The sequence below is a fragment of the Ectorhizobium quercum genome, assembly GCF_026552795.1.
Lineage (GTDB): Bacteria > Pseudomonadota > Alphaproteobacteria > Rhizobiales > Rhizobiaceae > Ectorhizobium > Ectorhizobium quercum.
The window spans coordinates 166,671-190,204 of sequence record NZ_JANFPI010000002.1 but is presented as its reverse complement, the minus strand read 5'-3'; the positions used below and the strand labels follow the sequence as shown (position 1 = coordinate 190,204).

At 63.9% G+C, this 23,534-nt stretch carries 27 protein-coding genes; 11 read left to right on the top strand and 16 right to left on the bottom strand.

Going from position 1 to position 23,534, the window contains the following annotated elements:
• Nucleotides 1-53: 53 nt before the first annotated feature.
• Nucleotides 54-659 carry a 50S ribosomal protein L25/general stress protein Ctc gene (locus NOF55_RS05620; protein ID WP_306410363.1) on the bottom strand — a complete coding sequence of 202 codons (606 nt, stop codon included), beginning with the start codon at nt 657-659 and terminating at the stop codon, nt 54-56.
• Nucleotides 660-1,081: 422 nt separating this feature from the next.
• Between NOF55_RS05620 and NOF55_RS05615 the strand changes: the two genes are divergently transcribed.
• From NOF55_RS05615 to NOF55_RS05605, 3 genes are all read left to right on the top strand, one after another.
• Nucleotides 1,082-2,041: a helix-turn-helix domain-containing protein gene (locus NOF55_RS05615; protein ID WP_306410362.1), complete on the top strand. Its 960-nt coding sequence runs from the start codon at nt 1,082-1,084 to the stop codon at nt 2,039-2,041.
• A 271-nt stretch (nt 2,042-2,312) separates the two neighbouring features.
• The gene (gene adh / locus NOF55_RS05610) at nt 2,313-3,821 is read left to right on the top strand and encodes an aldehyde dehydrogenase (protein WP_306410361.1); all 1,509 of its coding nucleotides are present in this window, start codon (nt 2,313-2,315) and stop codon (nt 3,819-3,821) included.
• Between the two features lie 118 nt (nt 3,822-3,939).
• Complete coding sequence (locus NOF55_RS05605; protein ID WP_306410360.1) at nt 3,940-4,323, top strand: DUF779 domain-containing protein; 384 nt, start codon at nt 3,940-3,942, stop codon at nt 4,321-4,323.
• Between the two features lie 229 nt (nt 4,324-4,552).
• Here the strand turns inward: NOF55_RS05605 and NOF55_RS05600 are convergent, their stop codons facing one another.
• The 5 genes from NOF55_RS05600 to lgt form a co-directional block, all read right to left on the bottom strand.
• The gene (locus NOF55_RS05600; RefSeq protein WP_306410359.1) at nt 4,553-5,485 is read right to left on the bottom strand and encodes a ribose-phosphate pyrophosphokinase; all 933 of its coding nucleotides are present in this window, start codon (nt 5,483-5,485) and stop codon (nt 4,553-4,555) included.
• A 124-nt stretch (nt 5,486-5,609) separates the two neighbouring features.
• Nucleotides 5,610-6,359: a hypothetical protein gene (locus tag NOF55_RS05595; RefSeq protein ID WP_306410358.1), complete on the bottom strand. Its 750-nt coding sequence runs from the start codon at nt 6,357-6,359 to the stop codon at nt 5,610-5,612.
• Nucleotides 6,360-6,467: 108 nt separating this feature from the next.
• Nucleotides 6,468-7,262, bottom strand: a complete 795-nt coding sequence (gene pgeF / locus NOF55_RS05590) for a peptidoglycan editing factor PgeF (protein ID WP_306410357.1) — start codon at nt 7,260-7,262, stop codon at nt 6,468-6,470.
• 15 nt (nt 7,263-7,277) lie between these two features.
• On the bottom strand, nt 7,278-8,381 hold the full coding sequence (locus tag NOF55_RS05585) for a class I SAM-dependent methyltransferase (protein ID WP_306410356.1): 1,104 nt from the start codon (nt 8,379-8,381) through the stop codon (nt 7,278-7,280).
• Between the two features lie 34 nt (nt 8,382-8,415).
• Entirely contained in the window at nt 8,416-9,249 is an 834-nt protein-coding gene (lgt, locus tag NOF55_RS05580) for a prolipoprotein diacylglyceryl transferase (RefSeq protein ID WP_306410355.1), read from the bottom strand.
• Nucleotides 9,250-9,412: 163 nt separating this feature from the next.
• Between lgt and NOF55_RS05575 the strand changes: the two genes are divergently transcribed.
• The 4 genes from NOF55_RS05575 (at nt 9,413) to NOF55_RS05560 (ending at nt 11,768) form a co-directional block, all read left to right on the top strand.
• Nucleotides 9,413-9,670, top strand: coding sequence for an accessory factor UbiK family protein (locus NOF55_RS05575; RefSeq protein ID WP_306410354.1), 258 nt, complete (start codon nt 9,413-9,415; stop codon nt 9,668-9,670).
• Between the two features lie 418 nt (nt 9,671-10,088).
• Complete coding sequence (locus NOF55_RS05570) at nt 10,089-10,592, top strand: type III secretion system chaperone family protein (protein WP_306410353.1); 504 nt, start codon at nt 10,089-10,091, stop codon at nt 10,590-10,592.
• Nucleotides 10,592-11,416, top strand: coding sequence for a pyrroline-5-carboxylate reductase (gene proC / locus NOF55_RS05565; RefSeq protein ID WP_306410352.1), 825 nt, complete (start codon nt 10,592-10,594; stop codon nt 11,414-11,416). The genes NOF55_RS05570 and proC overlap by 1 nt, the downstream gene beginning before the upstream one ends.
• Nucleotides 11,417-11,426: 10 nt before the next feature.
• Nucleotides 11,427-11,768: a tRNA-binding protein gene (locus NOF55_RS05560; RefSeq protein WP_306410351.1), complete on the top strand. Its 342-nt coding sequence runs from the start codon at nt 11,427-11,429 to the stop codon at nt 11,766-11,768.
• 33 nt (nt 11,769-11,801) lie between these two features.
• Here NOF55_RS05560 and NOF55_RS05555 read toward each other — a convergent pair whose 3' ends face one another.
• The 3 genes from NOF55_RS05555 to NOF55_RS05545 all read right to left on the bottom strand — a co-directional run bounded on the left by NOF55_RS05555 (nt 11,802) and on the right by NOF55_RS05545 (nt 14,558).
• Nucleotides 11,802-13,109 (bottom strand): ATP-binding protein, encoded by a 1,308-nt coding sequence (locus NOF55_RS05555; protein ID WP_370868952.1) that lies wholly within the window; start codon nt 13,107-13,109, stop codon nt 11,802-11,804.
• Between the two features lie 227 nt (nt 13,110-13,336).
• On the bottom strand, nt 13,337-14,041 hold the full coding sequence (locus tag NOF55_RS05550; protein ID WP_306410350.1) for a response regulator: 705 nt from the start codon (nt 14,039-14,041) through the stop codon (nt 13,337-13,339).
• Between the two features lie 31 nt (nt 14,042-14,072).
• Nucleotides 14,073-14,558: a MarR family winged helix-turn-helix transcriptional regulator gene (locus tag NOF55_RS05545; RefSeq protein WP_306410349.1), complete on the bottom strand. Its 486-nt coding sequence runs from the start codon at nt 14,556-14,558 to the stop codon at nt 14,073-14,075.
• 247 nt (nt 14,559-14,805) lie between these two features.
• Between NOF55_RS05545 and NOF55_RS05540 the strand changes: the two genes are divergently transcribed.
• The gene (locus NOF55_RS05540) at nt 14,806-15,450 is read left to right on the top strand and encodes an MBL fold metallo-hydrolase (protein ID WP_306410348.1); all 645 of its coding nucleotides are present in this window, start codon (nt 14,806-14,808) and stop codon (nt 15,448-15,450) included.
• Here NOF55_RS05540 and NOF55_RS05535 read toward each other — a convergent pair.
• On the bottom strand, nt 15,437-16,345 hold the full coding sequence (locus tag NOF55_RS05535; protein ID WP_306410347.1) for a DMT family transporter: 909 nt from the start codon (nt 16,343-16,345) through the stop codon (nt 15,437-15,439). The genes NOF55_RS05540 and NOF55_RS05535 overlap by 14 nt on opposite strands.
• A gap of 137 nt (nt 16,346-16,482) precedes the next feature.
• Between NOF55_RS05535 and NOF55_RS05530 the strand changes: the two genes are divergently transcribed.
• Nucleotides 16,483-17,205, top strand: a complete 723-nt coding sequence (locus NOF55_RS05530) for an ArsR/SmtB family transcription factor (protein WP_370868951.1) — start codon at nt 16,483-16,485, stop codon at nt 17,203-17,205.
• Nucleotides 17,206-17,311: 106 nt separating this feature from the next.
• Here NOF55_RS05530 and NOF55_RS05525 read toward each other — a convergent pair whose 3' ends face one another.
• The 5 genes from NOF55_RS05525 to NOF55_RS05505 form a co-directional block, all read right to left on the bottom strand.
• Nucleotides 17,312-17,782 (bottom strand): BA14K family protein, encoded by a 471-nt coding sequence (locus NOF55_RS05525; protein WP_306410345.1) that lies wholly within the window; start codon nt 17,780-17,782, stop codon nt 17,312-17,314.
• A gap of 146 nt (nt 17,783-17,928) precedes the next feature.
• On the bottom strand, nt 17,929-18,144 hold the full coding sequence (locus NOF55_RS05520) for a cold-shock protein (protein ID WP_306410344.1): 216 nt from the start codon (nt 18,142-18,144) through the stop codon (nt 17,929-17,931).
• 472 nt (nt 18,145-18,616) lie between these two features.
• The gene (locus tag NOF55_RS05515) at nt 18,617-19,528 is read right to left on the bottom strand and encodes a DMT family transporter (RefSeq protein ID WP_306410343.1); all 912 of its coding nucleotides are present in this window, start codon (nt 19,526-19,528) and stop codon (nt 18,617-18,619) included.
• A 124-nt stretch (nt 19,529-19,652) separates the two neighbouring features.
• A complete protein-coding gene (locus NOF55_RS05510) occupies nt 19,653-19,811 on the bottom strand; it encodes a hypothetical protein (protein WP_306410342.1) in 159 nt (52 codons plus the stop codon).
• A gap of 25 nt (nt 19,812-19,836) precedes the next feature.
• A complete protein-coding gene (locus NOF55_RS05505; protein WP_306410341.1) occupies nt 19,837-20,112 on the bottom strand; it encodes a hypothetical protein in 276 nt (91 codons plus the stop codon).
• Between the two features lie 415 nt (nt 20,113-20,527).
• On the opposite strand from NOF55_RS05505, the gene NOF55_RS05500 reads away from it, so the two are divergent.
• A complete protein-coding gene (locus NOF55_RS05500) occupies nt 20,528-21,730 on the top strand; it encodes a pyridoxal phosphate-dependent aminotransferase (RefSeq protein ID WP_306410340.1) in 1,203 nt (400 codons plus the stop codon).
• A 79-nt stretch (nt 21,731-21,809) separates the two neighbouring features.
• Here the strand turns inward: NOF55_RS05500 and NOF55_RS05495 are convergent, their stop codons facing one another.
• Nucleotides 21,810-23,012: an OpgC family protein gene (locus tag NOF55_RS05495; protein ID WP_306410339.1), complete on the bottom strand. Its 1,203-nt coding sequence runs from the start codon at nt 23,010-23,012 to the stop codon at nt 21,810-21,812.
• A 264-nt stretch (nt 23,013-23,276) separates the two neighbouring features.
• Here NOF55_RS05495 and NOF55_RS05490 point away from each other — a divergent pair, with 264 nt between their 5' ends.
• Nucleotides 23,277-23,522, top strand: coding sequence for a DUF2188 domain-containing protein (locus NOF55_RS05490; RefSeq protein ID WP_306410338.1), 246 nt, complete (start codon nt 23,277-23,279; stop codon nt 23,520-23,522).
• The last annotated feature ends 12 nt before the right edge of the window (nt 23,523-23,534 follow it).

The following is a 23,534-nucleotide window of genomic DNA, read 5'->3' as shown; positions in this document are numbered from 1 at the left end:
AGGCGCCCTGCCGGGGGCAGGGCGCCTGTTGTTTTTTCGAAATGCGTTCCGGATTATTCTTCGGAAGCGGCTTCTTCTTCTTCCTCGACACCGGCCGCCGGAGCGACGATCGTGGCGATGGTGAAGTCGCGGTCCGTGATGGCCGGGGTCGCGTTGTCGGGCAGCGTCACATGCGAGATGTGGACCGCATCGCCAACCTTGAAGCCGGCGAGATCGACCGTGATGGCTTCCGGAATGTCGTTGGCCGGAACGTTCAGTTCGACGGTGTGGCGAACGACGTTCAGGACGGCGCCGGACTTGATCGCGGACTGTTCTTCATTGATGAAGTGAACCGGAACCTCGACGGCGACCTGGCTGTGGGCGGAAACGCGCAGGAAGTCGACATGCATGGTGAAATCGCGGACCGGATCGAGCTGGTAGTCCTTCGGCAGGACGCGGATCTTCTTGCCGTCCACTTCGATTTCGGCGACGGTGGTCATGAAACCCCCGGCGTGGATGCGCTTGGTGACTTCGTTGGTCGAAAGCGCGATGGCGATGGGGGCCTGCTTGTCGCCGTAGATGACGGCGGGAATCAAACCGTTGCGGCGGAGTTCACGGGCGGACCCCTTACCAACCCGTTCGCGCGCTTCGGCCTTGAGCGTGTAAGAAGAATGGCTCATGGCTTTTTCCTTTATCGTGTTATGGAGAGCCCGGCCGGGCATTGCTGGAAACCGGCAGGACCGGGGCATTTGCATGTCCCATCCGCGTTGCCTCCAAGGGTGTCTGCGCGGACGGGGGCGCTATAGACCAATCGCCGCGCAAACGCAAGGAAAAGCGGGGTTTTCCGTCGACTTTCGGGCGCCGGGAGCGGTGACGGCGCGGGAAAGGCAGCGCGGCGTCTCTTTTCGGCACGGGGCCGGGCGTGCCCGATGTCGTCTTTTACCCCGGTCGCGGATCAAATTTTCCGGAAGGCGCGCAATCCTGTCTCAAATGTGCTACAGAATGAGGTACGCGCCGGATCAGGCCTAGTTTGTTTCCGGCGGCGGCAATTGAAAGATACCAAGGTGCGTCCATATTTCATCGGAAGCTTTGGGAGGAGCGGATGTTGAATGAAACAGCCCATGCGGATCGGGTCTATTCGATAGCCCGGCAGAATTCTGCGGCGGCAAGCTCGCCGATCGTCGCCTCGTGGCGGCGGTGCATGACCATGCACAACCTAGCGCCGGAAGAGCCGCGCGATCCCCTGAGACTGAGCGGCAACGAACTCGAGGAAGCCCGCCGGCGCAGCACGGCGCTGGTCTGCGAGGCGCAGGACGAGCTGGACCGCCTGTTCCTGACCGTCGGCAAGGCCGGCTGCTGCCTGGTTCTCAGCGACGAAGCCGGGGCCATTCTGGAACAGCGCAGTTCGGCCGGAGACGAGCGGGATTTCCATCGTCTCGGATTGGGGCAGGGCGCGGTGTGGAGCGAGGCGAGCGTCGGCACCAACGGCATCGGAACCGCACTTGCCGACGAACGCAGCGTGATGATCTATCGCGACCAGCATTTCCTGTCGTCGAATGTGCGGCTGTCCTGCGCCACCGCGCCGGTTCGCGATCATCGCGGGCAGATCGCGGCGGCCATCGACATTTCCACCTGCCGCGACGACGTGAGCGAAATGACGCTTTCGATTCTCGCGCAGGCGGTGAGGGACGCCGCGACCCGGATCGAGGCCAATCTGTTCCGCCGGGCTTTTGCCGGCAGCCGTTTCGTGCTGGTTCCGATGGCCACCGGCTCCTCCGCCGCCATCCTGGCGGTCGACCGCGACGACCTGATCCTCGGGGCGACGCGGGCGGCGCGGCTGGCGCTGAAACTCGACGATGCGCGTATCGCGCAGGGCGTGCCGGCTTCGGACGTGCTTGCGGAAACGCGCGGCGAGACCGGCGACGATCTTCTGGAAGCGGAACGGGCGGCACTTCGCCGCGTCCTTTCCCGCACGAACGGGAATGTGTCGCAGGCGGCCGTTCTGCTCGGCATCAGCCGGGCGACGCTGCACCGCAAGCTGAAGCGTCTTTCGCTGCATTGAGATCGCGATAGGATATGTTTCCTCGCTGGGCAGCGATGCACAGCGTCAGACATCCGGCCAGGCGTATCCGCCGAGGACGGCGGATTTTTGCATTATATATTTGTATTTATTTTCTTTTTTGAAAATCTTGAATGCGTTCATGCGTGTCGCAATTGTGAAACAGTTTTGATCGTCAACGGAGGGAAAAGGACTTTCTTCCTGCGTATTTTGGTCGCAACCTGTTCGTCATTGAGGGTTCTCAAGTCTGTTTTTCATCAGGGAGGATGAAATCATGCTGCATCAGAAGATCGTTGAATCACCGTTCAAGCTGAAATACGGCAACTACATCGGCGGCGAATGGCGCGAGCCGGTGAGTGGCCGTTATTTCGAGAACACCACGCCGGTTACGGGCGGCGTGCTGTGCGAAGTGGCGCGTTCCGACGAGAAGGATATCGAGCTGGCGCTCGATGCGGCCCATGCCGCCAGGGAGAAGTGGGGACAGACGGCGCCTGCCGAACGGTCCGCCGTTCTCCTGAAGATCGCGCAGGTGATGGAGGACAATCTCGAGCTTCTCGCCCGGGCCGAGACCTGGGACAACGGCAAGCCGATCCGCGAGACCACGGCGGCGGATATTCCGCTCGCCATCGATCATTTCCGGTATTTCGCCTCCTGCATCCGCGCGCAGGAAGGCTCCATCGGCGAGATCGACCACGACACCGTCGCCTATCATTTCCATGAGCCGCTCGGCGTCGTCGGCCAGATCATTCCGTGGAACTTCCCGATCCTGATGGCCGCCTGGAAGATCGCCCCGGCACTGGCCGCCGGCAACTGCGTGGTGCTGAAGCCTGCCGAACAGACCCCGGCCTCCATCCTCGTTCTCATGGAACTCGTCGGCCATCTTCTGCCGCCGGGCGTGCTGAACGTGGTCAACGGCTTCGGCCTGGAAGCCGGCAAGCCGCTCGCCACCAATCCGCGCATCGCCAAGATCGCATTCACCGGCGAGACCTCCACCGGCCGGCTGATCATGCAATATGCCAGCCAGAACCTCATTCCGGTGACGCTGGAACTGGGCGGCAAGTCGCCGAACATCTTCTTCGCCGACGTGCTGGCGGAAGACGACGACTTCCTCGACAAGGCGCTGGAAGGCTTCACGATGTTCGCGCTGAACCAGGGCGAGGTCTGCACCTGCCCGAGCCGCGCGCTCATCCAGGAATCCGTCTATGACCGGTTCATGGAAAAGGCGCTGAAGCGCGTGGAGGCGATCAAGCAGGGCAACCCGCTCGATCCGGAAACCATGATCGGCGCCCAGGCGTCCAACGAACAGCTCGAAAAGATCCTCGCCTATCTCGACATCGGCCGTCAGGAAGGCGCCAAGGTGCTGACCGGCGGCGCGCGCAACGATCTGGGCGGCGAACTGGCGAACGGCTTCTACGTCCAGCCGACGGTGTTCCAGGGCCATAACAAGATGCGCGTCTTCCAGGAGGAGATCTTCGGGCCGGTGGTGTCGGTGACGACCTTCAAGGACGAGAAGGAAGCGCTCGAGATCGCCAACGACACGCTCTACGGCCTTGGCGCCGGCATCTGGACGCGTGACGGCAATCGTGCCTATCGCTTCGGCCGCGCCATTCAGGCCGGCCGCGTGTGGACCAATTGCTACCATGCCTACCCGGCGCACGCGGCGTTCGGTGGCTACAAGCAGTCCGGCATCGGCCGTGAGAACCACAAGATGATGCTCGACCACTACCAGCAGACCAAGAACCTGCTGGTGAGCTACAGCCCGAAGAAGCTCGGCTTCTTCTGACGGTTCGATCTCAATCCGCCCCGCCGGCCGATGTCGGCGGGCGGAATCTGCTCTTGCAACTCCCAACTTCCCTCGGGCGTTAACCGTCCGAGGGTTTTTCAGTGAGGAGGAGAAGACGATGGAAGAGACCGTGAATGGCGAGCCGCGTGTGCTCGCGACGGATGCGGCGGTTGCGTTTCTCCGGGAAATCCGGCGCGACCACCCGGATGTGCTGTTTCACCAGTCCGGCGGCTGTTGCGACGGCTCGTCGCCGATGCTCTATCCGACCGGCGACTACATCGTCGGCGACGGAGATGTGAAGCTCGGCGAGGTGGACGGCGTGCCGGTCTATATCAGCCGCAGCCAGTTCGAGGTGTGGAAGCACACCCAGCTCATTCTCGACGTCGTACCGGGAAGGGGCGGCATGTTCTCGCTCGACAATGGCAGGGAGCGACGCTTCCTGACCCGTTCGAGGGTGTTCGGCGGCGACGAGGCCTGTCTGATCCCGGGCGCAGCCTCCTGATCATATGGAGAAGCACGGGCGACCGGCTGTCTGCGGCTTGTTGAAAGCCTCACCACGCATTCGACGTCACCCTCGGCGTTGAGCCGAGGGTCCACGCCGCAAGCGCCGCGGTGGATGGTCGGGTCAGGCCCGACCATGACGAAGGAGAGGTTGGCACACTGTTTCAGTAGGCCGAGCAGGGCAGGTCGTCCGTGTGCTTTTCCTTTTGCGGATTTGCGTCGTTGACCCGTCAGTTGAACAGGCTGGAGACGGACTGTTCCTGCGCGGTGCGGTTGATAGCCTCGCCGAGAAGCTGGGCGGTGGAAACCACGCGGATGTTCGGAGCGGACAGCACGGCGGTCGTCGGCTGGATCGAGTCGGTGATGACCAGTTCCTTCAGCATGGACGAGGAAATGCGCGTGACGGCGCCGCCGGAAAGTACGCCGTGGGTGATGTAGGCGGTGACGCTGAGCGCGCCATTCTTCAGCAGGGCTTCGGCGGCGTTGCAGAGCGTGCCGCCGGAATCGACGATGTCGTCGATGAGAATGCAGTCCTTGCCGGCCACGTCGCCGATGACGTTCATGACTTCCGATTCACCGGGACGGTCGCGGCGCTTGTCGACGATGGCCAGCAGACAGTCGAGGCGCTTGGCGAGCGAACGGGCGCGCACCACGCCGCCGACATCGGGGGAAACGACCATGACGTTCTTCAGGTCGTAGTGTTCCTTGACGTCGCGCGACAGGATCGGAACGGCGTAGAGATTGTCGGTCGGGATATCGAAGAAGCCCTGGATCTGGCCGGCGTGCAGGTCGAGGGTGAGAACACGGTCGGCGCCGGCTTCGGTGATCAGGTTGGCGACCAGCTTGGCGGAGATGGGCGTGCGGGGCCCGGGCTTGCGGTCCTGGCGGGCATAGCCGAAATAGGGAAGGACCGCGGTGATGCGCTTTGCCGAGGAGCGGCGGAACGCATCGATCATGATCAGCAGTTCCATCAGGTGGTCGTTGGTGGGAAACGAGGTGGACTGGATGACGAAAACGTCCTCACCGCGGACGTTTTCCTGAATTTCCACGAAAATCTCCTGGTCCGCGAAGCGTTTTACGGTCGCCTTGCCGAGAGGAACATTGAGATAATTGCAGATCGATTCGGCGAGGTGCCGATTGGAATTGCCTGCGAAAACCTTCATTGGGGTCCGCCTGTTACCGTGCTGGATGGGGCGCTTTTTACCGCTCCGGCCTGCGATTGCAAGCGGTATTCCGGCTTTTTGCAGGTTTTTCCGGAAGCGTCGTTAAAACGGCCGTTACGGCCCGTTAGCCGCGCCGGGCCGCCAGCCATTCGCGATAGCTCGCGATGGTCCTGGTGCCGATGGTTTCCATCGTCCCCGCCGGAACCGACGCCCAGGGATCGGGGCCGCTGCCCTGAACGCTTTCCTGTCCCTGGATGCGGTGCAGGCGCACGCCCTCGGCGTCGAGAACATCCCACACATAGACCACATTGACCTGCCCGCCGTCGGCATAAGCGGAGAGATAACCCTTGAGGACGTGTTCGGCGTCGGCGTCGCCGGTACTCCTGATCGTCAGTCCGTTCGAGCGGGCTTCCGCGCCGAGCCGGCGCGAGAGCGGCGTGACGGCCTGAACCGGCGCTCCGATGATCGGCAGGAAACGGATGGTGGTCGCTTCCGCCGCCGTGGCGGGCGGCAATGACGCGACCTGTTCCGACGCCGCCGCGGCGGCCGGCGGCGCGGGCGTGTCCGCGGCATCCTGCGACGGCGCTTCGGCAAGGGGCGGCGATGCGGCGGGTGAAACGGATGCGCCGTCCTGCAAGGCCCGGGCCTGGGCTTCCAGCGTGTTCTGCGGCGGCGGCAGCGGCTGGTAGGCGGCCGTGCCCTGTTGAGGAGGCTGCTGTGGCGGGTTTCGGGCCATCCTGCCGGTGTCCTCCTGCGTCACCGGCGTGGTGCCGGTGCCCGCGCCGATCTCCTCGCGGGGGATCAGAACGTCGCTGGTGTTGCAGCCGGCCAGAAGGAGGGGAGCCGCCAGCAGGGCCGCTCTGAAATGGTTCACCGTGCCAGTCCTCCCTGTTCGATGGAAAACCCGTCGAACCGGACCTTATGGGCCTGCGTGGCGGCGTGTCAATTGCGGCAATTTCCCCTTTTGTTTCAGGGGGAGGGCTCATGCTTCCATCAGTGCGATGGCGGAAATCTGCCGGCCGTAGTCCGGTTCGCCCGCATGAGTCGTGCGGCGGTAGGAGAAGAAGCGCTCGCTGTCGGGATAGGTGCAGAGGCCAAGGCTCGCCGCCACGACGCCGGCGCGGCGAAGGCGCAGGAGCGTCAGGCCCGGCAGGTCGAACATGGCGTGTCCCGGCTTTCCGGACGGCGTGAAGAAGGCGGCGTAATCCGGGTCCGCCGCCACGAAACGGTCGACGAATTCCGGGCCGACCTCATAGCTTGCGCCGCTGATCGACGGTCCGAGGCAGGCGGCGATCGCCTCGCGCCGCGCACCGAGCCGGATCATCGCTTCGATCGTGCTTTCGAGGACGCCGGTCAGGGCGCCTTTCCAGCCGGCATGGGCGGCGCCGATCACGCCGTTTTCGGCATCGGCGAACAGGATGGGCCCGCAATCGGCGCTCAGCACGCCAAGGACATAGCCCGGCTCCGACGTCACCAGCGCATCGGCCTTCGCGCGCTCGCCGTTCCAGCCCGCGCCGATCACCTGTACGTCCGGCGAATGGACCTGATGCACGGTCGCCAGACGCTCGAGCGGCTGGCCGAACCAGCGGGCGACGCGGGTGCGGTTCTCATGCACGGCGTCGCGGGCGTCGTTCGAGCCGATGCCGACATTCAGGCCGCGGTAGATGCCCTCCGAAACGCCGCCCTTGCGGGTGAAGAAGCCGTGGCGTATCCGGTGGCCGGCCCGGTCGCTGAGAAGCGTGCTTTCGATCGGCTCCGGGCGGTCGTCGGTCTGCATGGCGGTTTCTCCGATTCAGTCGCCGAGCGCGCGGCGGAAAGGGGCGATATCCACGTCCGGGCTGGACACGGCAAGCACCTTGAAGAGTTCGCCCATGCGTCCCTGGCCGGTGCCGGCCAGCCGCTCGACGGCGGCGGTGATTTCCTCCTGCGTGATCGCGTCCTTGCCGCGGCCGAGCGCGCCGGCCCGCTCCAGAATGCCGAGGCCGAGCAGGAAGTCACCCTGCGGCACGCAGCCGTTGATATGCAGTCCGCAGGCCAAGGCGACGGCGGCAAGGCTCTCGAAATCCACATGGCTGGTCAGGTCGGCCTCGCCGGGATGGGCGAGCGGCGGATCGTATTCGTGCTTCAGCACGGCCTGAAGCGTGTCGCCGTAGCCGGTGACGGTGTGGCCGTAGTCGATGATGAGCGCGGTTCCGCCGAAAGTGCGCAGCCGCTCGCAGATCGCCTGCATGACGGCGGCGCGGGCCGGGGCGATCTCGAAGATCGCGCCTTCCGGCGGCGTGGAGCCGGGCGGCAGAAGATCGGGATCGATGCCTGCGGGGCCGGTGACGAAGGCGAGTTCATCGTCGGCGCCCAGCCCGACGAGCCGTTCGCGGAAACCGGTCGCCGTCCTGACGAATTGGCGGATCGGGATGGCGTCGAACAGTTCGTTGGCGGCAATCAGCGTGAAGCCCTCGGGAACCTCGTCGAAGCCACCGTGCCAGCTCACGCGGCCCTGATGCGGCTGCAACGCCTCGCGCTGGATGTCGCGCAGCCTTTCGCTGGTCTCGACCATATGCACGGTCGTGCCGGTGTAAAGCTCCGGTGCCAGCCGCGAGACGACCCGCAGCATGTCGGCCATCATCGTGCCGCGGCCGGGCCCGATCTCCACCAGGCGGACGTGCTCCGGTGAGCCGTGGCGCTGCCAGGCGTGAACGAAGAAGATGCCCAGCATTTCGCCGAACAACTGGCTGATTTCCGGCGCGGTGACGAAATCGCCGGCGCGGCCGAAAGGATCGCGGGTCTTGTAGTAGCCGTATTCCGGGTCGGCCAGGCAGAGTGCGAAATAGTCGGTCACGCTGATCGGACCGTTGACCCGGACGATGTTCTTGATCTTTTCGGCGAGCGGCGTGGTCACAGTCAAAAAGCCTCGGACTCGTTCTACGGATTGTTCAGGCGCTGTGCTTCGCGCGGGCCATTGCCCATATTCCGGCAGCGAGCATCGGCAGGGACAGAATCATGCCCATCGTCAGCCAGTTCCCCGCAAGATAGCCGATCTGCTCGTCCGGTTCGCGAAAAAACTCGACGAAAATGCGCGAGGCGGCATAAAGACTTACGAACAGGCCCGCGGTGAAGCCGGGCTTCTTCAGAATGCCGGTGAAGCGGGTTGCGGCAAACAGCACGAGAAAGGTCGCGAGCCCTTCCAGCGCCGCCTCGTACAACTGGCTCGGATGGCGGGTGAAGGGGCCGCCCGTGGGGAAGACCATCGCCCAGGGCACATCGCTGATGCGGCCCCACAGTTCGCCGTTGATGAAATTGGCGATGCGGCCGAAGAAGAGGCCGATCGGCGCAACCGCGGCAACGACGTCGAACAGGCTCCAGATGCGGATGCCATGCCGGCGGGCGAAGAGAATCATCGCGAGCGTGGCGCCGAGAAAACCGCCGTGGAACGACATGCCGCCGTTCCACACCGCGAAGGCGCTCAGCGGATTTTCAAGGACGGGGGCCGGATCGTAGAAAAGGATGTAGCCGATGCGGCCGCCGAGCACGATACCGAGCGTGGCCCAGACGACGAAATCGTCGATCTGCGCCCTGGTGGCCGGCGCCGTGCCGCCCGGCCACAGATGCGCCTTCGCAACGAGACTGCGGGCATAAAGCCAGCCGAGCATGATGCCCGCGACATAGGCGAGACCGTACCAGCGGATGGCCAGCGGGCCGATCGACAGGGCGATCGGGTCGATCTCGGGATAGGGCAAGATGGCGAGGAAGGCTGCTGCTGACTGCAAGTCGTTCGTTTCCGTTCGTTTTTCGTCGGCGGAACATGGCGTTCCGAAATGACGCGGTCAAGGTGCAAATGCGCGGCGCACACTCTTGCATCACCCGGTGCGAGGGCCTAACTCAAACGGTAGAAATCCCCGCGAATTGCGGAGGAATTGAGGAGCTACGACCATGACGACCGGACCGAGCCGCATCTTCGACGAATTCGCCAAGCTGATGACCGACGCCGCGGGCGCGGCGCAGGGCTTCAAGAAGGAAGCGGAAACCGCTTTCCATGCCCAGGCCGACCGCTGGCTGAATAGCCTCGACCTCGTGAAGCGCGAGGAATTCGAGGCCGTGAAGGAAATGGCCGTCAAGGCCCGCGACGAGAACGACGCGCTCAAGGCCCGCATCGAGGCGCTGGAAGCGCGGCTCGCCGCTCAGGACTGATCCGCTCTCGAGCGGGATTCGTGCCGATCCGGGGGAAGGGGAAGGGTTCGTGCCTTTCCCCTTTTCTCGTTTTCAGGGGCCCGCCGAAAATTTTTCGGCCCGTTTTCCACGCCTGTGGACATGCCCCAAAAAGCCAGTTTCCAGAGTCGGTTACAGGCTCCGTCTGAGGCGGCGCGGCAAGTGGTTTCCACAGCCGTCGGGCCAAAAAGCGGCAAAGGGGGGCTGGCGATGCGACTCCGCCGTTATACACTGATTTTAAATGATGATTCGAAACGGCAACGAAAGCTTCAGGCAGGGTGCGTGCGTTATCTGAAGGGCTGTTGGCAATCGTCGCAAGTGTTGTTTCCGGTAAAATCGTCTGTGTTTTTCGAGTGTTCGCGCACGAGCTACGCATTCTTTCCGGTCGAGAAGGTGCCGCATGAGCCTTAGGGAATTTGAAATCGAACGCCGCCAGTCCAACCCGGTCGACATGATCGAGTTCGTCGCGGCGACGAACGACTGGTCTTTCGAGCGGTCGGGGGAAGACGAAATCGCGATGACGGTCGCGGGGAAATGGGCCGATTACCACGTGTCCTTTTCCTGGATGGAGGATGCGGAAGCCCTGCATCTGGCCTGCGCCTTCGATATCCGGGTGCCGGACCAGCGGGCGACCGAGGTCATGCGGCTCCTGTCCTTCGTCAACGGTCAGGTGCTGATGGGGCATTTCGACCTGTGGCGGCAGGAGGACGTGGTGATCTTCCGCCAGTCGCTGCTGCTGGCCGGCGGCGCCGAGCCCACCAACCGCCAGGTCGAGGTTCTGCTGTCCAACGCGCTCGATGCCTGCGAAGCCTATTTCCAGGCCTTCCAGTTCGTCGTCTGGTCGGGCATGGAGGCGAAAAGCGCGCTCGATGCCGTCCTTTTCGAAACGGTGGGTGAGGCGTGATGACGGCTCCGTCGTTCAAATCCGGACCGCTCGTTCTGGTCGGCGCCGGGAATATGGGCGGCGCGCTGCTTTCCGGCTGGCTCACGCAAGGGGTGCCGGGCGCCCATGTGGTCGTGCTCGATCCGCTGCCGTCGCAGGCGCTCGTGGACATGGTGTCCCGGGCCGGAGCCAAGCATGTGACCGCGCCGCCGGAAGGCGTGAAGGCGGGCATTCTGTTCCTGGCGGTGAAGCCGCAGGTCATGGCCGCCGTCGCGCCGGCGCTGGCGGCGCTGGTCGGTCCGGAAACGGTGGTGGTGTCCATCGCCGCTGGCAAGACAATCGCTTCCTTCGAGGAATTCTTCGGCGAAACCGCCACGGTGCGCGCCATGCCGAATACGCCGGCGATGGTCGGGCGCGGCGTGACCGGCGCCTTCGCCAACAGCCGTGTCAGCGAGGAACAGCGTCTGGCGGTCGATTCGCTTCTCAAGGTCAGCGGTCCCGTCGAATGGGTCGGCAGCGAAGCCGAGATCGACGCCGTGACTGCCGTTTCGGGCAGCGGCCCGGCCTATGTCTTCTATCTCGTCGAGTGCCTGGCGGAAGCAGGCCGCAAAGCCGGTCTGCGGGCGGACCTCGCCATGCGTCTCGCACGGGAAACCGTCTCGGGGGCTGGTGAATTGCTTCACCAGTCCCCCGATGACGCGGCAACGCTTCGCAAGAACGTGACCTCTCCCGGCGGAACGACTGCGGCGGCGCTGTCGCTCCTGATGGCGGACGACGGCTTGCAGCCGCTGTTCGACAAGGCCGTCGAAGCCGCGCGCAAGCGCGCCGAAGAGCTTTCCGTCTGAGGAGGAACCGATGAGCGACGAAATCACCTATGCCGATTTCGAGAAGGTCGACATTCGCACAGGCACCATCGTCGAGGTTCTGCCCTTTCCGGAAGCACGCAAGCCGGCCTTCAAGCTGAAGATCGATTTCGGGCCGGAGATCGGCCTCCGCAAATCCTCGGCCCAGATCACCGTTCACTATACGCCCGAAAGCCTTCTCGGTCGGCAGGTTCTGGCCGTCGTGAATTTCCCGCCGCGCCAGATCGGTCCCTTCCGCTCCGAGGTCCTGACCCTTGGTTTCGAGGACGAGAACGGCGCCATCGTGCTGGCATCCGTCGAGCGCGGCGTGCCGGACGGCCGGAAGATGTGCTGAGGCGTTTGTCTCTTTTCCGACCGGCATAGCCCGTCAGGCGGGCAGCCGCACCAAGGCGCGCAGGCCGCCCAGCGGGCTGTCGTCGAGGGTGATGTCGCCGCCGTGGCTGCGGGCGACATCGCGGGCGATGGCAAGACCGAGGCCGGTTCCAGACGTATCGAGATTGCGGGCCTCGTCCAGCCGGAAGAACGGCTTGAAGACGTCCTCGCGCGATTCGGCCGGAATGCCCGGCCCGTCATCGTCGACAATGACCGTCAGCCACCGGGCGCTGTGAACGGCCTCGATGCGGATCTTGTCGGCATAGCGCTGGCTGTTGGCGATCAGGTTGTTCATCAGGCGGGTGAAGGCATTCGGGCGGACGGACACGGTTTCGTCGCCGCTCAGCGTCCATTCCAGTTGCAGGTCGACCAGCGCGCAATCCGCCTTCAGCTTGTCGAACAGGCTCCTGAGGTTGAGCGTGCCGACGTCCTCCTCCGCCTCGTTGCGGGCAAAGGCCATGTAGCCTTCGAGCATCGACTGCATGTCGTCGACATCCTTGTCCATGCCGGCCAGTTCGGGCATGTCGCCGGCGAGCGCCAGTTGCAGGCGAAAACGGGTGAGGATGGTGCGCAGGTCGTGGCTGACGCCCGCGAGCATGGCCGTGCGCTGCTCCATCTGCCGTTCGATGCGCTCGCGCATCAGGATGAAGGCATGGCCCGCCTTGCGGATCTCGACGGCGCCGCGCGGGCGGAAGGGCTCGGACAGTTTCTGGCCCTTGCCGAAGCTCTCGGCTGCCCGGGCAAGCGTCAGGATCGGGCGGATCTGCCCGCGCAGGAAGAGAATGGCGATTACGAGGAGGACGATCGACGAGCCGGCCATCCAGACCAGGAAGATATGGGTGTTGGAGGCATAGGTCTGGCTGCGCCGCGCCAGCACGCGCACCACGCGGTCGTCGAGCTGGATGCGGATTTCGACGAGGTTGCTGTTGCCGACGGTATCGATCCAGAACGGCCTGCGGATCTGCCGGTTGATCTCGTTGGCGAGAATGTCGTCGAGGATCGAGAAGAACGGCCGGGGGCGCGGCGGCGGAAGCTCCGTGTGGTCCTCGATGGACACGGAAAGGTCCATCCTGACGCGGGCGACGCGGACGATCTCCTCATCGATGGCGTCGTCCGGAAAGGTCTCGACCAGATCGATGATGGTGGCGATGTCGCGGGTCATGGCTTCGGAGAGCCGGCGCGTTACGAGCTGCCAGTGGCGCTCCATGAAGACGAAGGCGACGACGATCTGCAAAAGCAGCATCGGGACGATGATGATCAGTGCCGAGCGCGCGAAGAGGCCCGACGGCAGGTGGCGGTGCATGAAGCGTCCCGGTGCGTCGAGGACATGCCGGGAGAGGAACCCGGCCGGCCCGGCCAGCGACTTCTTCAGGCGCCTGATGAACTCCACGTCGATAGCCTTTCGCCTTTGCGCCCGTCAGAGCAATTCCAAGTTGGACACTTTCCAAACTGATTCAAGTCTCTGGCACGGAGATTCAGGAAAATGCGGCAAGCCGTTGAGCGGGAATCGCTTTTCGCTTCCTCAGGCTTTCAGTCCATGTTGAGGCGGTAGCCGATGCCGCGCACCGTCTGCAACCATGCCGGATTGGCGGGGTCGTCCTCGATCTTGCGCCGCAGCCGGTTGATCTGGACGTCGATGGTCCGCTCTCCCACCTCCGCATCGTCGCCGATGAGTTCGTGCCGGGGAATGGTCTCGCCGGCCCGCAGCGCGAAGAGCGTCATGATCTCCTGTTCGCGGTCGGTGAGGCGGATCGATTCCGCGCCGCGGCGCAATTCCTTGCGGGCGACCGAATAGGTGAAGGGGCCGAAGATGACCTGATCGATCTTCGGGGCGTTGGTGGCTGCCGCCCGGCGCAGGATGTTGTTGATGCGCAGCACCAGTTCGCGCGGATCGAACGGCTTGGAGACGTAATCCTCCGCCCCGGCCTCCAGCCCGGCGATGCGCGATTCGGATTCCGAACGGGCGGTCAGCAGGATGACGGGAATGTCGCCCCGGCTGTCCTTCAGCGATTCCGTCAGCGACAGCCCGGTCTCGCCCGGCATCATGACGTCGAGGATCAGCAGGTCGAAATGCAGGCTTTCGAGCTTCCGGCGCGCTTCCGCGGCATCAGCCGCGACCGTCACGCGAAAACCCTGATCCATCAGGTAGCGGTTCAACAGGTTGCGGATGCGCGTGTCGTCGTCGACCACGAGCAGGTGGGCGGCGTCATCGGTGGGGATCGGCTTAGCGGTCATGCCTGCCTCGTTGTGTAAGCGCGGTTCGGTCTCAGTCCTTCTTGTCGCGCATGGCGGAGAGGAAACGGCGGATCGTCTCCTTTTCCGCCAGCGACATTCCGGCGGTTGCCCGGGCGATCCGCCGGGACTGCGGCTCCGACAGGGCAAGTGCCAGTTCGCGGCCCGAAAGCGTCGGATAGAGCCGGCGCTGGCGGCGATCTTCCGGCCCGGCCATCTGGCGGATGTAGCCGTTGTCGATGAGCTGCTTCAGGACCCGGGCGAGACTTTGCTTGGTGATCTGGAGAGTTTCCAGCAGGTCGGCGATGGTCATGCCCGGCTGGCGGCTGACGAAATAGACGACGCGATGATGGGCGCGGCCGAAACCGAGGCGCTCCAGGATGGCATCCGGATCGGACGTGAAATCCCGGTAGGCGAAAAAGAACAGTTCGATGAGCTCGAAGTCGATGCTGCCGTCGTCGACGGCGGGCAGCGTCGGCTGCACTTTCCTGGCGTTTCCGGTCTCAGGCGGTGGCGTCACGCGAATGATTCCTCACATTGCCGCACCGCGCGCCATGCTCCGGCACAAGGCCTGACGAGCGGCAGCAGGGGCGCGATGCTTCCGGCATTGGATTAACCGGGAAAAAACCGAACAATCAACATCTGATTTCAGGTTTTCCGCCGCTTCACCGGCTCCTCGCGACCTTTTGCGGCGGGTTTACCCTCCGGCGGTTTTCCATGCGGCCTTTTCTTCCTATATGGAATGGACACATCGCGAGGAGCGTTTCATGGGCAAGCTTCAGGCCGGGATCATTCCGGTGACACCGTTTCAGCAGAACTGCACGATCTTTTTCGACGACGAAACCAAGGAAGGCGTGATCGTCGATCCGGGCGGCGATGTCGACGTCATTCTGCGGGTCGTCGAGGAGAACGGCATCACGCTCAAGGCTATCTGGCTCACGCACGGCCATCTCGACCATGCGGGCGGCGCGGCGGAACTGAAGGAAAAGCTCGGCATCGATATTATCGGTCCGCACAGGGACGACCTGCCGCTGCTCGAACGGATCGAGACGCAGGCGGAGAAATACGGCATCGCCGGATTGCGCAACGTCGTGCCGGACCGCTGGCTCGACGAAGGCGACGTGCTTTCCTTCGGCGACCATACGTTCGAAGTCCTGCATTGCCCCGGCCACGCCCCCGGCCACGTCGTCTACTTCAACCGTGCGGACAGGCTTCTGCATGCCGGCGACGTGCTGTTCAACGGTTCCGTCGGCCGGACGGACCTGCCGGGCGGCGACCACGATCAGCTTCTCGCCTCCATCCGCGACAAGGTTCTGCCGCTGGGCGACGATGTCGGCTTTCTCTGCGGCCACGGGCCCGGAAGCCGCATCCGCGACGAACGGCTGAACAATCCGTTTCTCAAGGGGCTTTGAGCGTTTTGGTACGGCGGGGCGGAACGGTCATCGCCGCGACGCCCGCCAGCACGAAGGCGCAGCCGACCCAGACGGCGATGTCCGGCTTTTCCCCGAGCAGGGCCATTCCAATCACGACGCCGACCGGCACGCGCAGATAGGCTTGCGCGGTCGCGCCGACGGAGCCCAGCGTGCGGATGAGACGGAAATAGATCGAGAAGGCCAGCGCCGTCGAGAAGACGGAGAGGGCGGCGAGCGCCAGCAGCGAACTGCCGGATGGCGCCAGCGTCCACGGCCGGTCGACGACGAGGCTCAGCGGAAGAAGAATCGCCGCGCCGGCGACGAGCGATCCCGCCGCCGGGATCATGGGGTCGTGATTGCTGAAATTCTTTCCGAAGATCGCCGCTCCCGCATAGGACACCGTCGCGGCCAGCACCGCCAGTTGCGCCCAGAGGGTCTGGCCCGGTCCGCCGAAGGCTTCGATGCCGACGATCAGGCAGGCGCCGATCAGGCCCGTGGCGACGCCGAACGCCTTGCGGGCCGTGACGCTTTCGTGCCGCGTCACCAGCGCGGTCAGCAGGAAGGCGAAGATCGGCGTCATGGAGTTGAGGATCACCGCGAGGCTGGCGTCGATGACGGTTTGCGCCCAGGCGATCAGGGTGAAGGGCAGCACGCTGTTCAGGCAGGCCTGGACGAGGAAGAGCGCCCAGGTGCCCCGGTCTTTCGGCCAGACAAGGCCGCGCGCGCGGATGACGGCGGCAAGGATCGCGCCGGCGATCAACGTGCGCGCGGCAATCAGCGTGACCGGCGGAATGGTCTCCACGCCGATCTTGATGAAGGTGTAGGAGGCGCCCCAGAGCGTGGAAAGCACCAGCAGGAGGGCGAGTTCGGTCGAAAGCTTGGGGGTGTCGGGCATCAGTCTTCCACGGGCTGCATGAAGGGGTGTTCGATGCGTCCTCTAGCCTTTCGCGGCCCGGCGATGTTTCGGCCGCGGCCGAACCGTCCCGGGCTGACTGGGTCCCGCGGCGTTGCTATGGTGTCGGCATGTCGAAGATGATTTCCGCAAATACGATTGCCGAGGTGGCCGGATTGTTCGGCGACGTCGCGCGCGCCAGCATCCTCACCGCCCTGATGGGCGGGCGGGCCTTGACGGCGGGTGAACTGGCCCGGCTGGCTGGCGTGACGGCGCAGACGGCGAGCGGGCATCTGGCGAAGCTTCTCGAGACGGGGCTGGTCGCGGTCGAGAAACAGGGACGGCACCGCTATTATCGCCTGGCGTCGGCGGACGTGGCGGAAGCCATGCAGGCGCTGATGGTGGTCGCCGCCGCCGCACCCGCGCGTCACCATCCCGTCGGCCCGCGCGACAAGGCGCTCCGGCTGGCGCGAACCTGCTACGACCACATGGCGGGGCGTCTTGCGGTGGCGCTCGCGGATACGCTGAGTGACAAGGGGTTCATTTCGCTGGCGGAGGGAGCGGGGATCGTCACCGACGAAGGGCACCGCTTCTTCTGCGATTTCGGGCTGGCGCTCGCGCCGGCAAAGAAGGGCAGCCGCCCTTTGTGCCGGACGTGCCTCGACTGGAGCGAAAGGCGCCCGCATCTCGGCGGGCGTCTGGGCGCGGAGCTTCTTTCACGCTGCCTCGATCTCGGCTGGGTGGCGCGCATGCCCGAGGGGCGGGCGCTGTCGGTTTCCCGCAAGGGCGAGGCGGGTTTTTCCGGCCTGTTCGGTTTGCCGGATGGCTGGCAGGACGAGGTTACACAGCCCGCCGGATCGTGATCGTTGGAGCGTTTCATCTTTTCACGAAAACGATGGAAACGCTCCAACTCCTTGTTTTTGTGCATTTCAGGACACAAAACCGCTGCGCAGTTTTGCCGGAAATGCTTTAGCCCGCCGTGCAGAAGTGGCGGTTGCCGTCATATCCGACATAGGTGCCGCTCGACGGATCGAAGCTGCGGTAGCGGTCGGCGCAATAATCGTACCAGCCGCGGCTCCACGGCTCCAGGGCCTGGACGCGAGAGGCCTGGGCGTTGTAGCGGCGCGGCGTTTCGGGATAGTAATCGCGGTCCGCATCGTAATAGGCCGGCGGCGGCGGTGCATGGCGGTAGGGATCGACCGGATAGGCATCGTAGACCGGTGCGTCGTTCTGGCGGCCGTTGGCGATGGCCGAGCCGACGATCAGGCCGGTTGCGAGGCCGATGACGCCGAGGGCCGCCGCTTCGCCGCGATCGTGGCGGCGCTCGACCGGAGGATGACCGTGGCGGCGCCAGCCATCGGCAAAAGCGGGGGAGACGCCCGAAAGCGCTGTCGCGCCGACGGCGAGAGAGAGAATGGCGGTTCGAATCGAACGGTTCATGGCGTTTACCTCCGTGGGCACTGACTGCGCTTTGAGCGCAACGTCATGCCGGAAAGGGATAGCGCCTTCAGCCTGAATGGTGGCTGAACAAAAAAACCCGGCACGCCTGCCGGGCTTCAACTAGAATTGAAGGCCGGTGAGGTGCCTTAGCCCGTAATCTGGAGATTGACGGCCTTGGGGCCCTTGCCGCGACGATCCGGTTCCGTGTCGAAGCTTACCTTCTGGTTTTCCGTGAGACCGGACAGACCGGAGGCCTGAACGGCTGAGATGTGTACGAAGATGTCTGCGCCACCGTTGTCAGGCTTGATAAAACCGAAGCCCTTGTCGGTGTTGAAGAATTTAACAATGCCAGTTTCGGCCATTCATCAGGTCCTTTTCACTCTGCCCGTTTCCGGCGGACAGCATTGCGATTTTGCCCTTACGGGCGTTTGGGCAGGCAGTTCTTGAAATGTGAGGAAAGGGGCCCGTCTTTATCGCAGATTACTCCTGCTGGATCGCGAAATCCTTAAGTTGTGATCCACCCGGAACTGTAAGCGTCTCCGGCGCGCATCAGTTATAGGTCTTCCCATGCTCGCAAGTTGCCCGAACATGGATAGAGTGCTGTGTTTATTCAGAATTGGCAAGCAAAAGTTTTTTAAGTGCTGCCCCAAAACAGCAGTGGACTTTGCGGAATGCGGGCGAAAACGAGCCCGTTTGCGCGTTGCCTCGCCGATTTGCATGCATTTCCGCCCGGCTTGTTGCGCGATGACGCGCTGCGGGCGCCGGGTGCGGCCTTCGCAGGCCGATATACCGGCCGGAACGAAAACTTTTGTACTATTGCCCGGACGGCTTTGCTCAGGGCGTGCCCTCGGCCAGCCGGGCGGCGATCGTGCGCCTGCGGGCCCACAAGGGCACCAGTTCGACCGCGACGACGGCGGCGAACAGCAGGGCGCAGCCGGCATAGCCGCTGACCGGCAGGCTTTCGCCGAGAAGAAGAGCGCCGAAGAGGGCGCCGAACAGGGCCTCTGACGAGAGGAAGATGGCGGCCTGGGGCGCGGGCGTATGGCGCTGTCCGACGACTTGCAGCACGAAGGCGAGGCCGGAGGCGAGCGTGCCGGCGTAGAGGATTTCCAGATAGGCCTGCCTCAGCGCCTCGACGTGGAAAGGTTCGGTGACGGCGGCGATGACCGCGCTGCCCAGCGCCGTGACGGCGAACTGCCAGGCGCAGAGGGTGAGCGGCCGGCCCGTGGCGCGAACGGCGTGGCCGGCCAGGATGATCTGCATCGACCAGAAGAGGGCGCAGATCATGACCAGCAGGTCGCCGCCCGTCAGGGCCGCAAGATCGCCGCCGCTCAGAAGATAAATGCCGCCGAGCGCCGTCAGCGCGGCGGGCCAGACGATCCAGTGCGGCGCGCGGCGGAAGAGCGCCAGCGAGATGACGGGCACGAGGACCACGTAGAGCCCGGTGAGGAAGCTGGCATTGGTCACGGTCGTCGTCAGCAGGCCCGCCTGCTGCACGGTCGCCCCGCCGAGGAGGGCAATGCCGACACCGGTGAAGGAGGCGCGTTCCGGGCGGGTCAATGGCCGGGTTGCGCGGGAGGTTTCCGCCAGCGCGAAAGGCAGGATCACGAAAGTCGCCACCATGAAGCGCACGCTGACGAACCAGAACGGAGCCATCACCTCCATCGCCGTCGACTGGGCGACGAAGCCTCCACCCCATATGGCGGCGGCGAGGAGCAGAACCAGGTTGGCCTGAATGCGGGTCATCTCTGTGCCTTGTGCGGAAAACGGCCGGCGGCCGGGCATTGCGGCGCTCTATCAGGGCGCGGATTTTCCTGCAAGGCGCGCGGGCCGGATAATCGGCCCGCGTTTCATCGGGAGTAAGCGGCCGTCAGAGCCAGTGGGAGGTCAGGCTGCCGAAGCCGTCGGTGATGAGCAGAAGGCAGGAGAAGGGTACGGTCGAAAGCGCGATCAATATCCACTTCTCCATCGGGGAGAAGCTGGCCTTCTGAACGGTTTCTGCGTGCTTTGCGTGCGTGTCGGTAGACATGGGAGGGGTTTCCGGTGGGGCTTGCTTAATGACGGGTGCGGCGGTTCTGGCTGCGGGCGGAGGAAAGGTACTGGTTCACGTCCTGACGAAGCAGGAAGACGCTGGCGGAGGCCATGACGACGAAGCCGGCGCCGACGGCGGCGATCAGGAGATCGTGGCGGGTCAACGGGCCGAGAAGGCCGGAGAATGCGGCGGCGGCAACCAGCACTCCCGACCAGACGACGAGAGCGGCGCCGGCCCAGACGGTTGCGCTGCCGGCCGCTTTGCGGTTGGCGTTTTTCGCAACAGTTTTGCGTTCCATTGTTTCGTCCTCGTTTCTTGCCTGCGAACGAGTCCTAAATGGCTCCGGGAAAGAGACTTGAGGGGGACCGAAAAAAGGCGGTCCACGGCATTTATCGTGGCGATATTGTGGCGTTGCACAATATGGTTAATCCGTTAATATTTATGAATAAATTTTAACAGTCTGTTATATTGCGTTACATGTTTTCAAGCGGGCGGGAGAGGGGATGCCGAGCGGTGCCGCGCGCGGCTTTGCAAGCTGCCGGTCGCGGGCGCTCCATTCGCAGCGGGACGGGGCCGTCGCGGCCGGCGCGGGGCGCAGATCGCCTTTGCCCGCCGGAAATTTGACTTGAAACCGGCCCCCACATTCGACATAGAAACGGGGTCTCCGGAAGCAGGCTTTCCGGATCGTCTTTAACCAATCAGGACCCAACGTCATGGCCTTCCTTGCCGATGCCCTTTCCCGTGTGAAGCCCTCCGCCACCATTGCCGTTTCGCAGAAAGCCCGCGATCTGAAAGCGAAAGGCCGGGATGTGATCGGCCTCGGCGCCGGCGAGCCGGATTTCGATACGCCGGACAACATCAAGAAGGCCGCCATCGACGCGATCAACCGCGGCGAGACGAAGTACACACCGGTGGCCGGCATTCCGGAACTGCGCGCGGCCATCGTCGCCAAGTTCAAGCGCGAGAACGGTCTCGACTACACGCCGGCCCAGACCATCGTCGGCACGGGCGGAAAGCAGATTCTTTTCAACGCTTTCATGGCGACGCTGAATGCGGGCGATGAAGTCATCGTTCCCGCGCCCTACTGGGTGTCCTACCCGGAAATGGTGGCGCTGTGCGGCGGCACGCCGGTCTTCGTTTCCACGAAGCAGGAGAACAACTTCAAGCTGACGGCCGAGGATCTCGAAAAGGCCATCACGCCGAAGACGAAGTGGTTCATCTTCAACTCGCCGTCCAATCCGTCGGGTGCGGCCTACAGCCACGACGAGCTGAAGGCGCTGACCGACGTCCTGGTCAGGCACGAGCATGTCTGGGTTCTGACCGACGACATGTACGAGCACCTGACCTATGGCGACTTCAAGTTCGTCACCCCGGTGGAGATCGAGCCGAAGCTCTACGACCGCACGCTGACCATGAACGGCGTTTCCAAGGCCTATGCCATGACCGGCTGGCGTATCGGCTACGCAGCCGGCCCGCTGCCGCTCATCAAGGCGATGGACATGATCCAGGGGCAGCAGACCTCGGGCGCCTGCTCGATCGCGCAATGGGCCGCCGTCGAGGCGCTGAACGGCACGCAGGATTTCATTCCCGAGAACAAGAAGATCTTCGAAGGCCGCCGCGACCTCGTGGTCTCGATGCTGAACCAGGCGACCGGCATCGTGTGCCCGAAGCCGGAAGGTGCGTTCTACGTCTATCCTTCCTGCGCCGGCCTCATCGGCAAGACGGCGCCGTCGGGCAAGGTGATCGAGACGGACGAGGATTTCGTATCCGAGCTTCTGGAAACGGAAGGTGTGGCCGTCGTTCACGGCTCGGCCTTCGGCCTCGGCCCGAACTTCCGCATTTCCTATGCGACGTCGGAAGAGCTGCTCGAGGAAGCCTGCAAGCGCATCCAGCGCTTTGCCGCCGCCTGCAAGTAAGTCTTCCGTCGCATCGAGATGAAAAAACGGCCGGGGTGAAAAGCCCCGGCCGTTTGCGTTTGCGGTGTGCCGTTACCGATTATCCCTGCTGGCGGGCAGGGACCGCCGGTGCGGGCGCGACGACCCGCGTGCGTTCCCGGTAGAGCGCCGGCAGGCTCAGGAGCAGGACGCCGGTGATGGCGATGACGGTCTTCGTCGCCTGCGTCAGTTCCGGCGTCAGTCCGTCGATATAGAAGACGAAGTACACGATGACGACGTGCCAGATATACACATGCAGCGAATGGCGGCCGAGCAGCTGGAGATAGCTGCGGGTGAACAGCCAGTTCAGCGCGGCCGACACGTTCTGCACGATCGTGTTGCGGTGGCGCGCGCCGGCGATCAGAAGCCAGGTCACGCCGTAGAAGACCGCCGCGAGGTTGATCAGATAGACCGGGCCGAGATCGGCGCGGATTTCCATCGTCGCGAATTTGGCGAGCACCGCTTCGGGCATCAGGCCATGCGCGGTGAGAATGCGCAGCGGCATGAAGAAAAGGCATATGGCAAGCGCCAGCTTGGGCAGGAACGTCCGCTCCGGATGGAAGACCTCGGACCAGTTGATCTCGCGCATTGAGGTCAGCGCGCCGGCGATGATGCCCGCGAAGAACACGATCTGCCATCCCAGCAGATTGAAGCTGACCCGCAATCCCTCCTTGCCTTCCACGCCACCCGAGAGAAGCCCGTCGAGGGGGACGGTGAGCACGCGTTGCAGGCCGAGCTGGCCGGCCAGCCACAACAGCAGGGAAATCGTCGCGACCGTTCGCCAGCGTCCGTCGAGGCACATGCGGATCGCGAACGGCGCCACCACCATGTAGATGATGTACTGGGGCAGAATGTCCATGAAGGTCGGCTGGAAGAGGAAGGTGGCGATCGTCGCCAGTCGCAGCGGGTCGCTGAGGCGCGTGCCGCCCAGCCAGTTGTCCCAGATGCGGAACGCGCCGGGCAGGAGCAACTGGGCGACGAGAATGAGAAGAATGATCGCCATCGCATGATAATAAAGCTCGAAAACGCGGCGATGTATCTGGTCGCGCCCGGCGGCGTAGCCGCTCTTGAGCATGCGGCGGGAGTAGATCATGCCGGTCAGGAGACCGGACAGGAAGACGAATCCCTGAGCGTCTTCGACGAAGGCGAACTGGCGGTGGTTGATCTCGACGAGCCAGTAGCCGCCCGTGAATATGAGATGATTGATGAGCATGAAAACAAGAAAGTATCCACGCATTCCGTCAATAATATCAAGTCTTTTCAAAACCGGGTCCCTCCACGGTGTACCGTTGTCGGTCAGGGTGGACGTTCTGCCAGGCGATGCGGGATTACCGGGCAGCTCCTCGGTTGGGAACGGTTTTTTCGCCGTAAGGTTCCAGCCGGGAGTACAAAACGCGCGATTGCTATCGCGTTTTTTTGAGACAATACTGGGGCCGGCGTCAGGGATGGTGTGATCTTTCTGCGACAGGGCGCGTGCGAAAGCAGCCTCCCGGCCTGGAAAAACGAGAAAAACACGTTGGAGGAAGGCATGACCAGGATCGTTTACGAAGTCGTTCCCCATGACGGCGGCTGGGCCTATCGTCAGAACGGGGCCTATTCGGAGGCTTTCCCAAGCCATGCAGATGCGCTGGAAGCGGCGCGTATCGTGGCGACGGCGCAGATGGCAGCCGGGGAGGCGAAGCAGATCGTCTATCAGGATGCCAAAGGCATCTGGCGCCGCGAATTCGATGACGGCAGCGATCCGATCGAGACGGAGATCGAGGATCGCTTCTGAGCGTGTCGGTGC

Excerpts from the sequence above, each read along its gene's own strand:
- NOF55_RS05620 (WP_306410363.1), bottom strand. The coding sequence starts at position 659 with ATGAGCCATTCTTCTTACACGCTCAAGGCCGAAGCGCGCGAACGGGTT.
- NOF55_RS05615 (WP_306410362.1), top strand. The coding sequence starts at position 1,082 with ATGTTGAATGAAACAGCCCATGCGGATCGGGTCTATTCGATAGCCCGG.
- adh (WP_306410361.1), top strand. The coding sequence starts at position 2,313 with ATGCTGCATCAGAAGATCGTTGAATCACCGTTCAAGCTGAAATACGGC.
- NOF55_RS05605 (WP_306410360.1), top strand. The coding sequence starts at position 3,940 with ATGGAAGAGACCGTGAATGGCGAGCCGCGTGTGCTCGCGACGGATGCG.
- NOF55_RS05600 (WP_306410359.1), bottom strand. The coding sequence starts at position 5,485 with ATGAAGGTTTTCGCAGGCAATTCCAATCGGCACCTCGCCGAATCGATC.
- pgeF (WP_306410357.1), bottom strand. The coding sequence starts at position 7,262 with ATGCAGACCGACGACCGCCCGGAGCCGATCGAAAGCACGCTTCTCAGC.
- NOF55_RS05575 (WP_306410354.1), top strand. The coding sequence starts at position 9,413 with ATGACGACCGGACCGAGCCGCATCTTCGACGAATTCGCCAAGCTGATG.
- NOF55_RS05570 (WP_306410353.1), top strand. The coding sequence starts at position 10,089 with ATGAGCCTTAGGGAATTTGAAATCGAACGCCGCCAGTCCAACCCGGTC.
- proC (WP_306410352.1), top strand. The coding sequence starts at position 10,592 with ATGACGGCTCCGTCGTTCAAATCCGGACCGCTCGTTCTGGTCGGCGCC.
- NOF55_RS05560 (WP_306410351.1), top strand. The coding sequence starts at position 11,427 with ATGAGCGACGAAATCACCTATGCCGATTTCGAGAAGGTCGACATTCGC.
- NOF55_RS05555 (WP_370868952.1), bottom strand. The coding sequence starts at position 13,109 with ATGCACCGCCACCTGCCGTCGGGCCTCTTCGCGCGCTCGGCACTGATC.
- NOF55_RS05550 (WP_306410350.1), bottom strand. The coding sequence starts at position 14,041 with ATGACCGCTAAGCCGATCCCCACCGATGACGCCGCCCACCTGCTCGTG.
- NOF55_RS05540 (WP_306410348.1), top strand. The coding sequence starts at position 14,806 with ATGGGCAAGCTTCAGGCCGGGATCATTCCGGTGACACCGTTTCAGCAG.
- NOF55_RS05535 (WP_306410347.1), bottom strand. The coding sequence starts at position 16,345 with ATGCCCGACACCCCCAAGCTTTCGACCGAACTCGCCCTCCTGCTGGTG.
- NOF55_RS05530 (WP_370868951.1), top strand. The coding sequence starts at position 16,483 with ATGATTTCCGCAAATACGATTGCCGAGGTGGCCGGATTGTTCGGCGAC.
- NOF55_RS05525 (WP_306410345.1), bottom strand. The coding sequence starts at position 17,782 with ATGAACCGTTCGATTCGAACCGCCATTCTCTCTCTCGCCGTCGGCGCG.
- NOF55_RS05520 (WP_306410344.1), bottom strand. The coding sequence starts at position 18,144 with ATGGCCGAAACTGGCATTGTTAAATTCTTCAACACCGACAAGGGCTTC.
- NOF55_RS05515 (WP_306410343.1), bottom strand. The coding sequence starts at position 19,528 with ATGACCCGCATTCAGGCCAACCTGGTTCTGCTCCTCGCCGCCGCCATA.
- NOF55_RS05510 (WP_306410342.1), bottom strand. The coding sequence starts at position 19,811 with ATGTCTACCGACACGCACGCAAAGCACGCAGAAACCGTTCAGAAGGCC.
- NOF55_RS05505 (WP_306410341.1), bottom strand. The coding sequence starts at position 20,112 with ATGGAACGCAAAACTGTTGCGAAAAACGCCAACCGCAAAGCGGCCGGC.
- NOF55_RS05500 (WP_306410340.1), top strand. The coding sequence starts at position 20,528 with ATGGCCTTCCTTGCCGATGCCCTTTCCCGTGTGAAGCCCTCCGCCACC.
- NOF55_RS05490 (WP_306410338.1), top strand. The coding sequence starts at position 23,277 with ATGACCAGGATCGTTTACGAAGTCGTTCCCCATGACGGCGGCTGGGCC.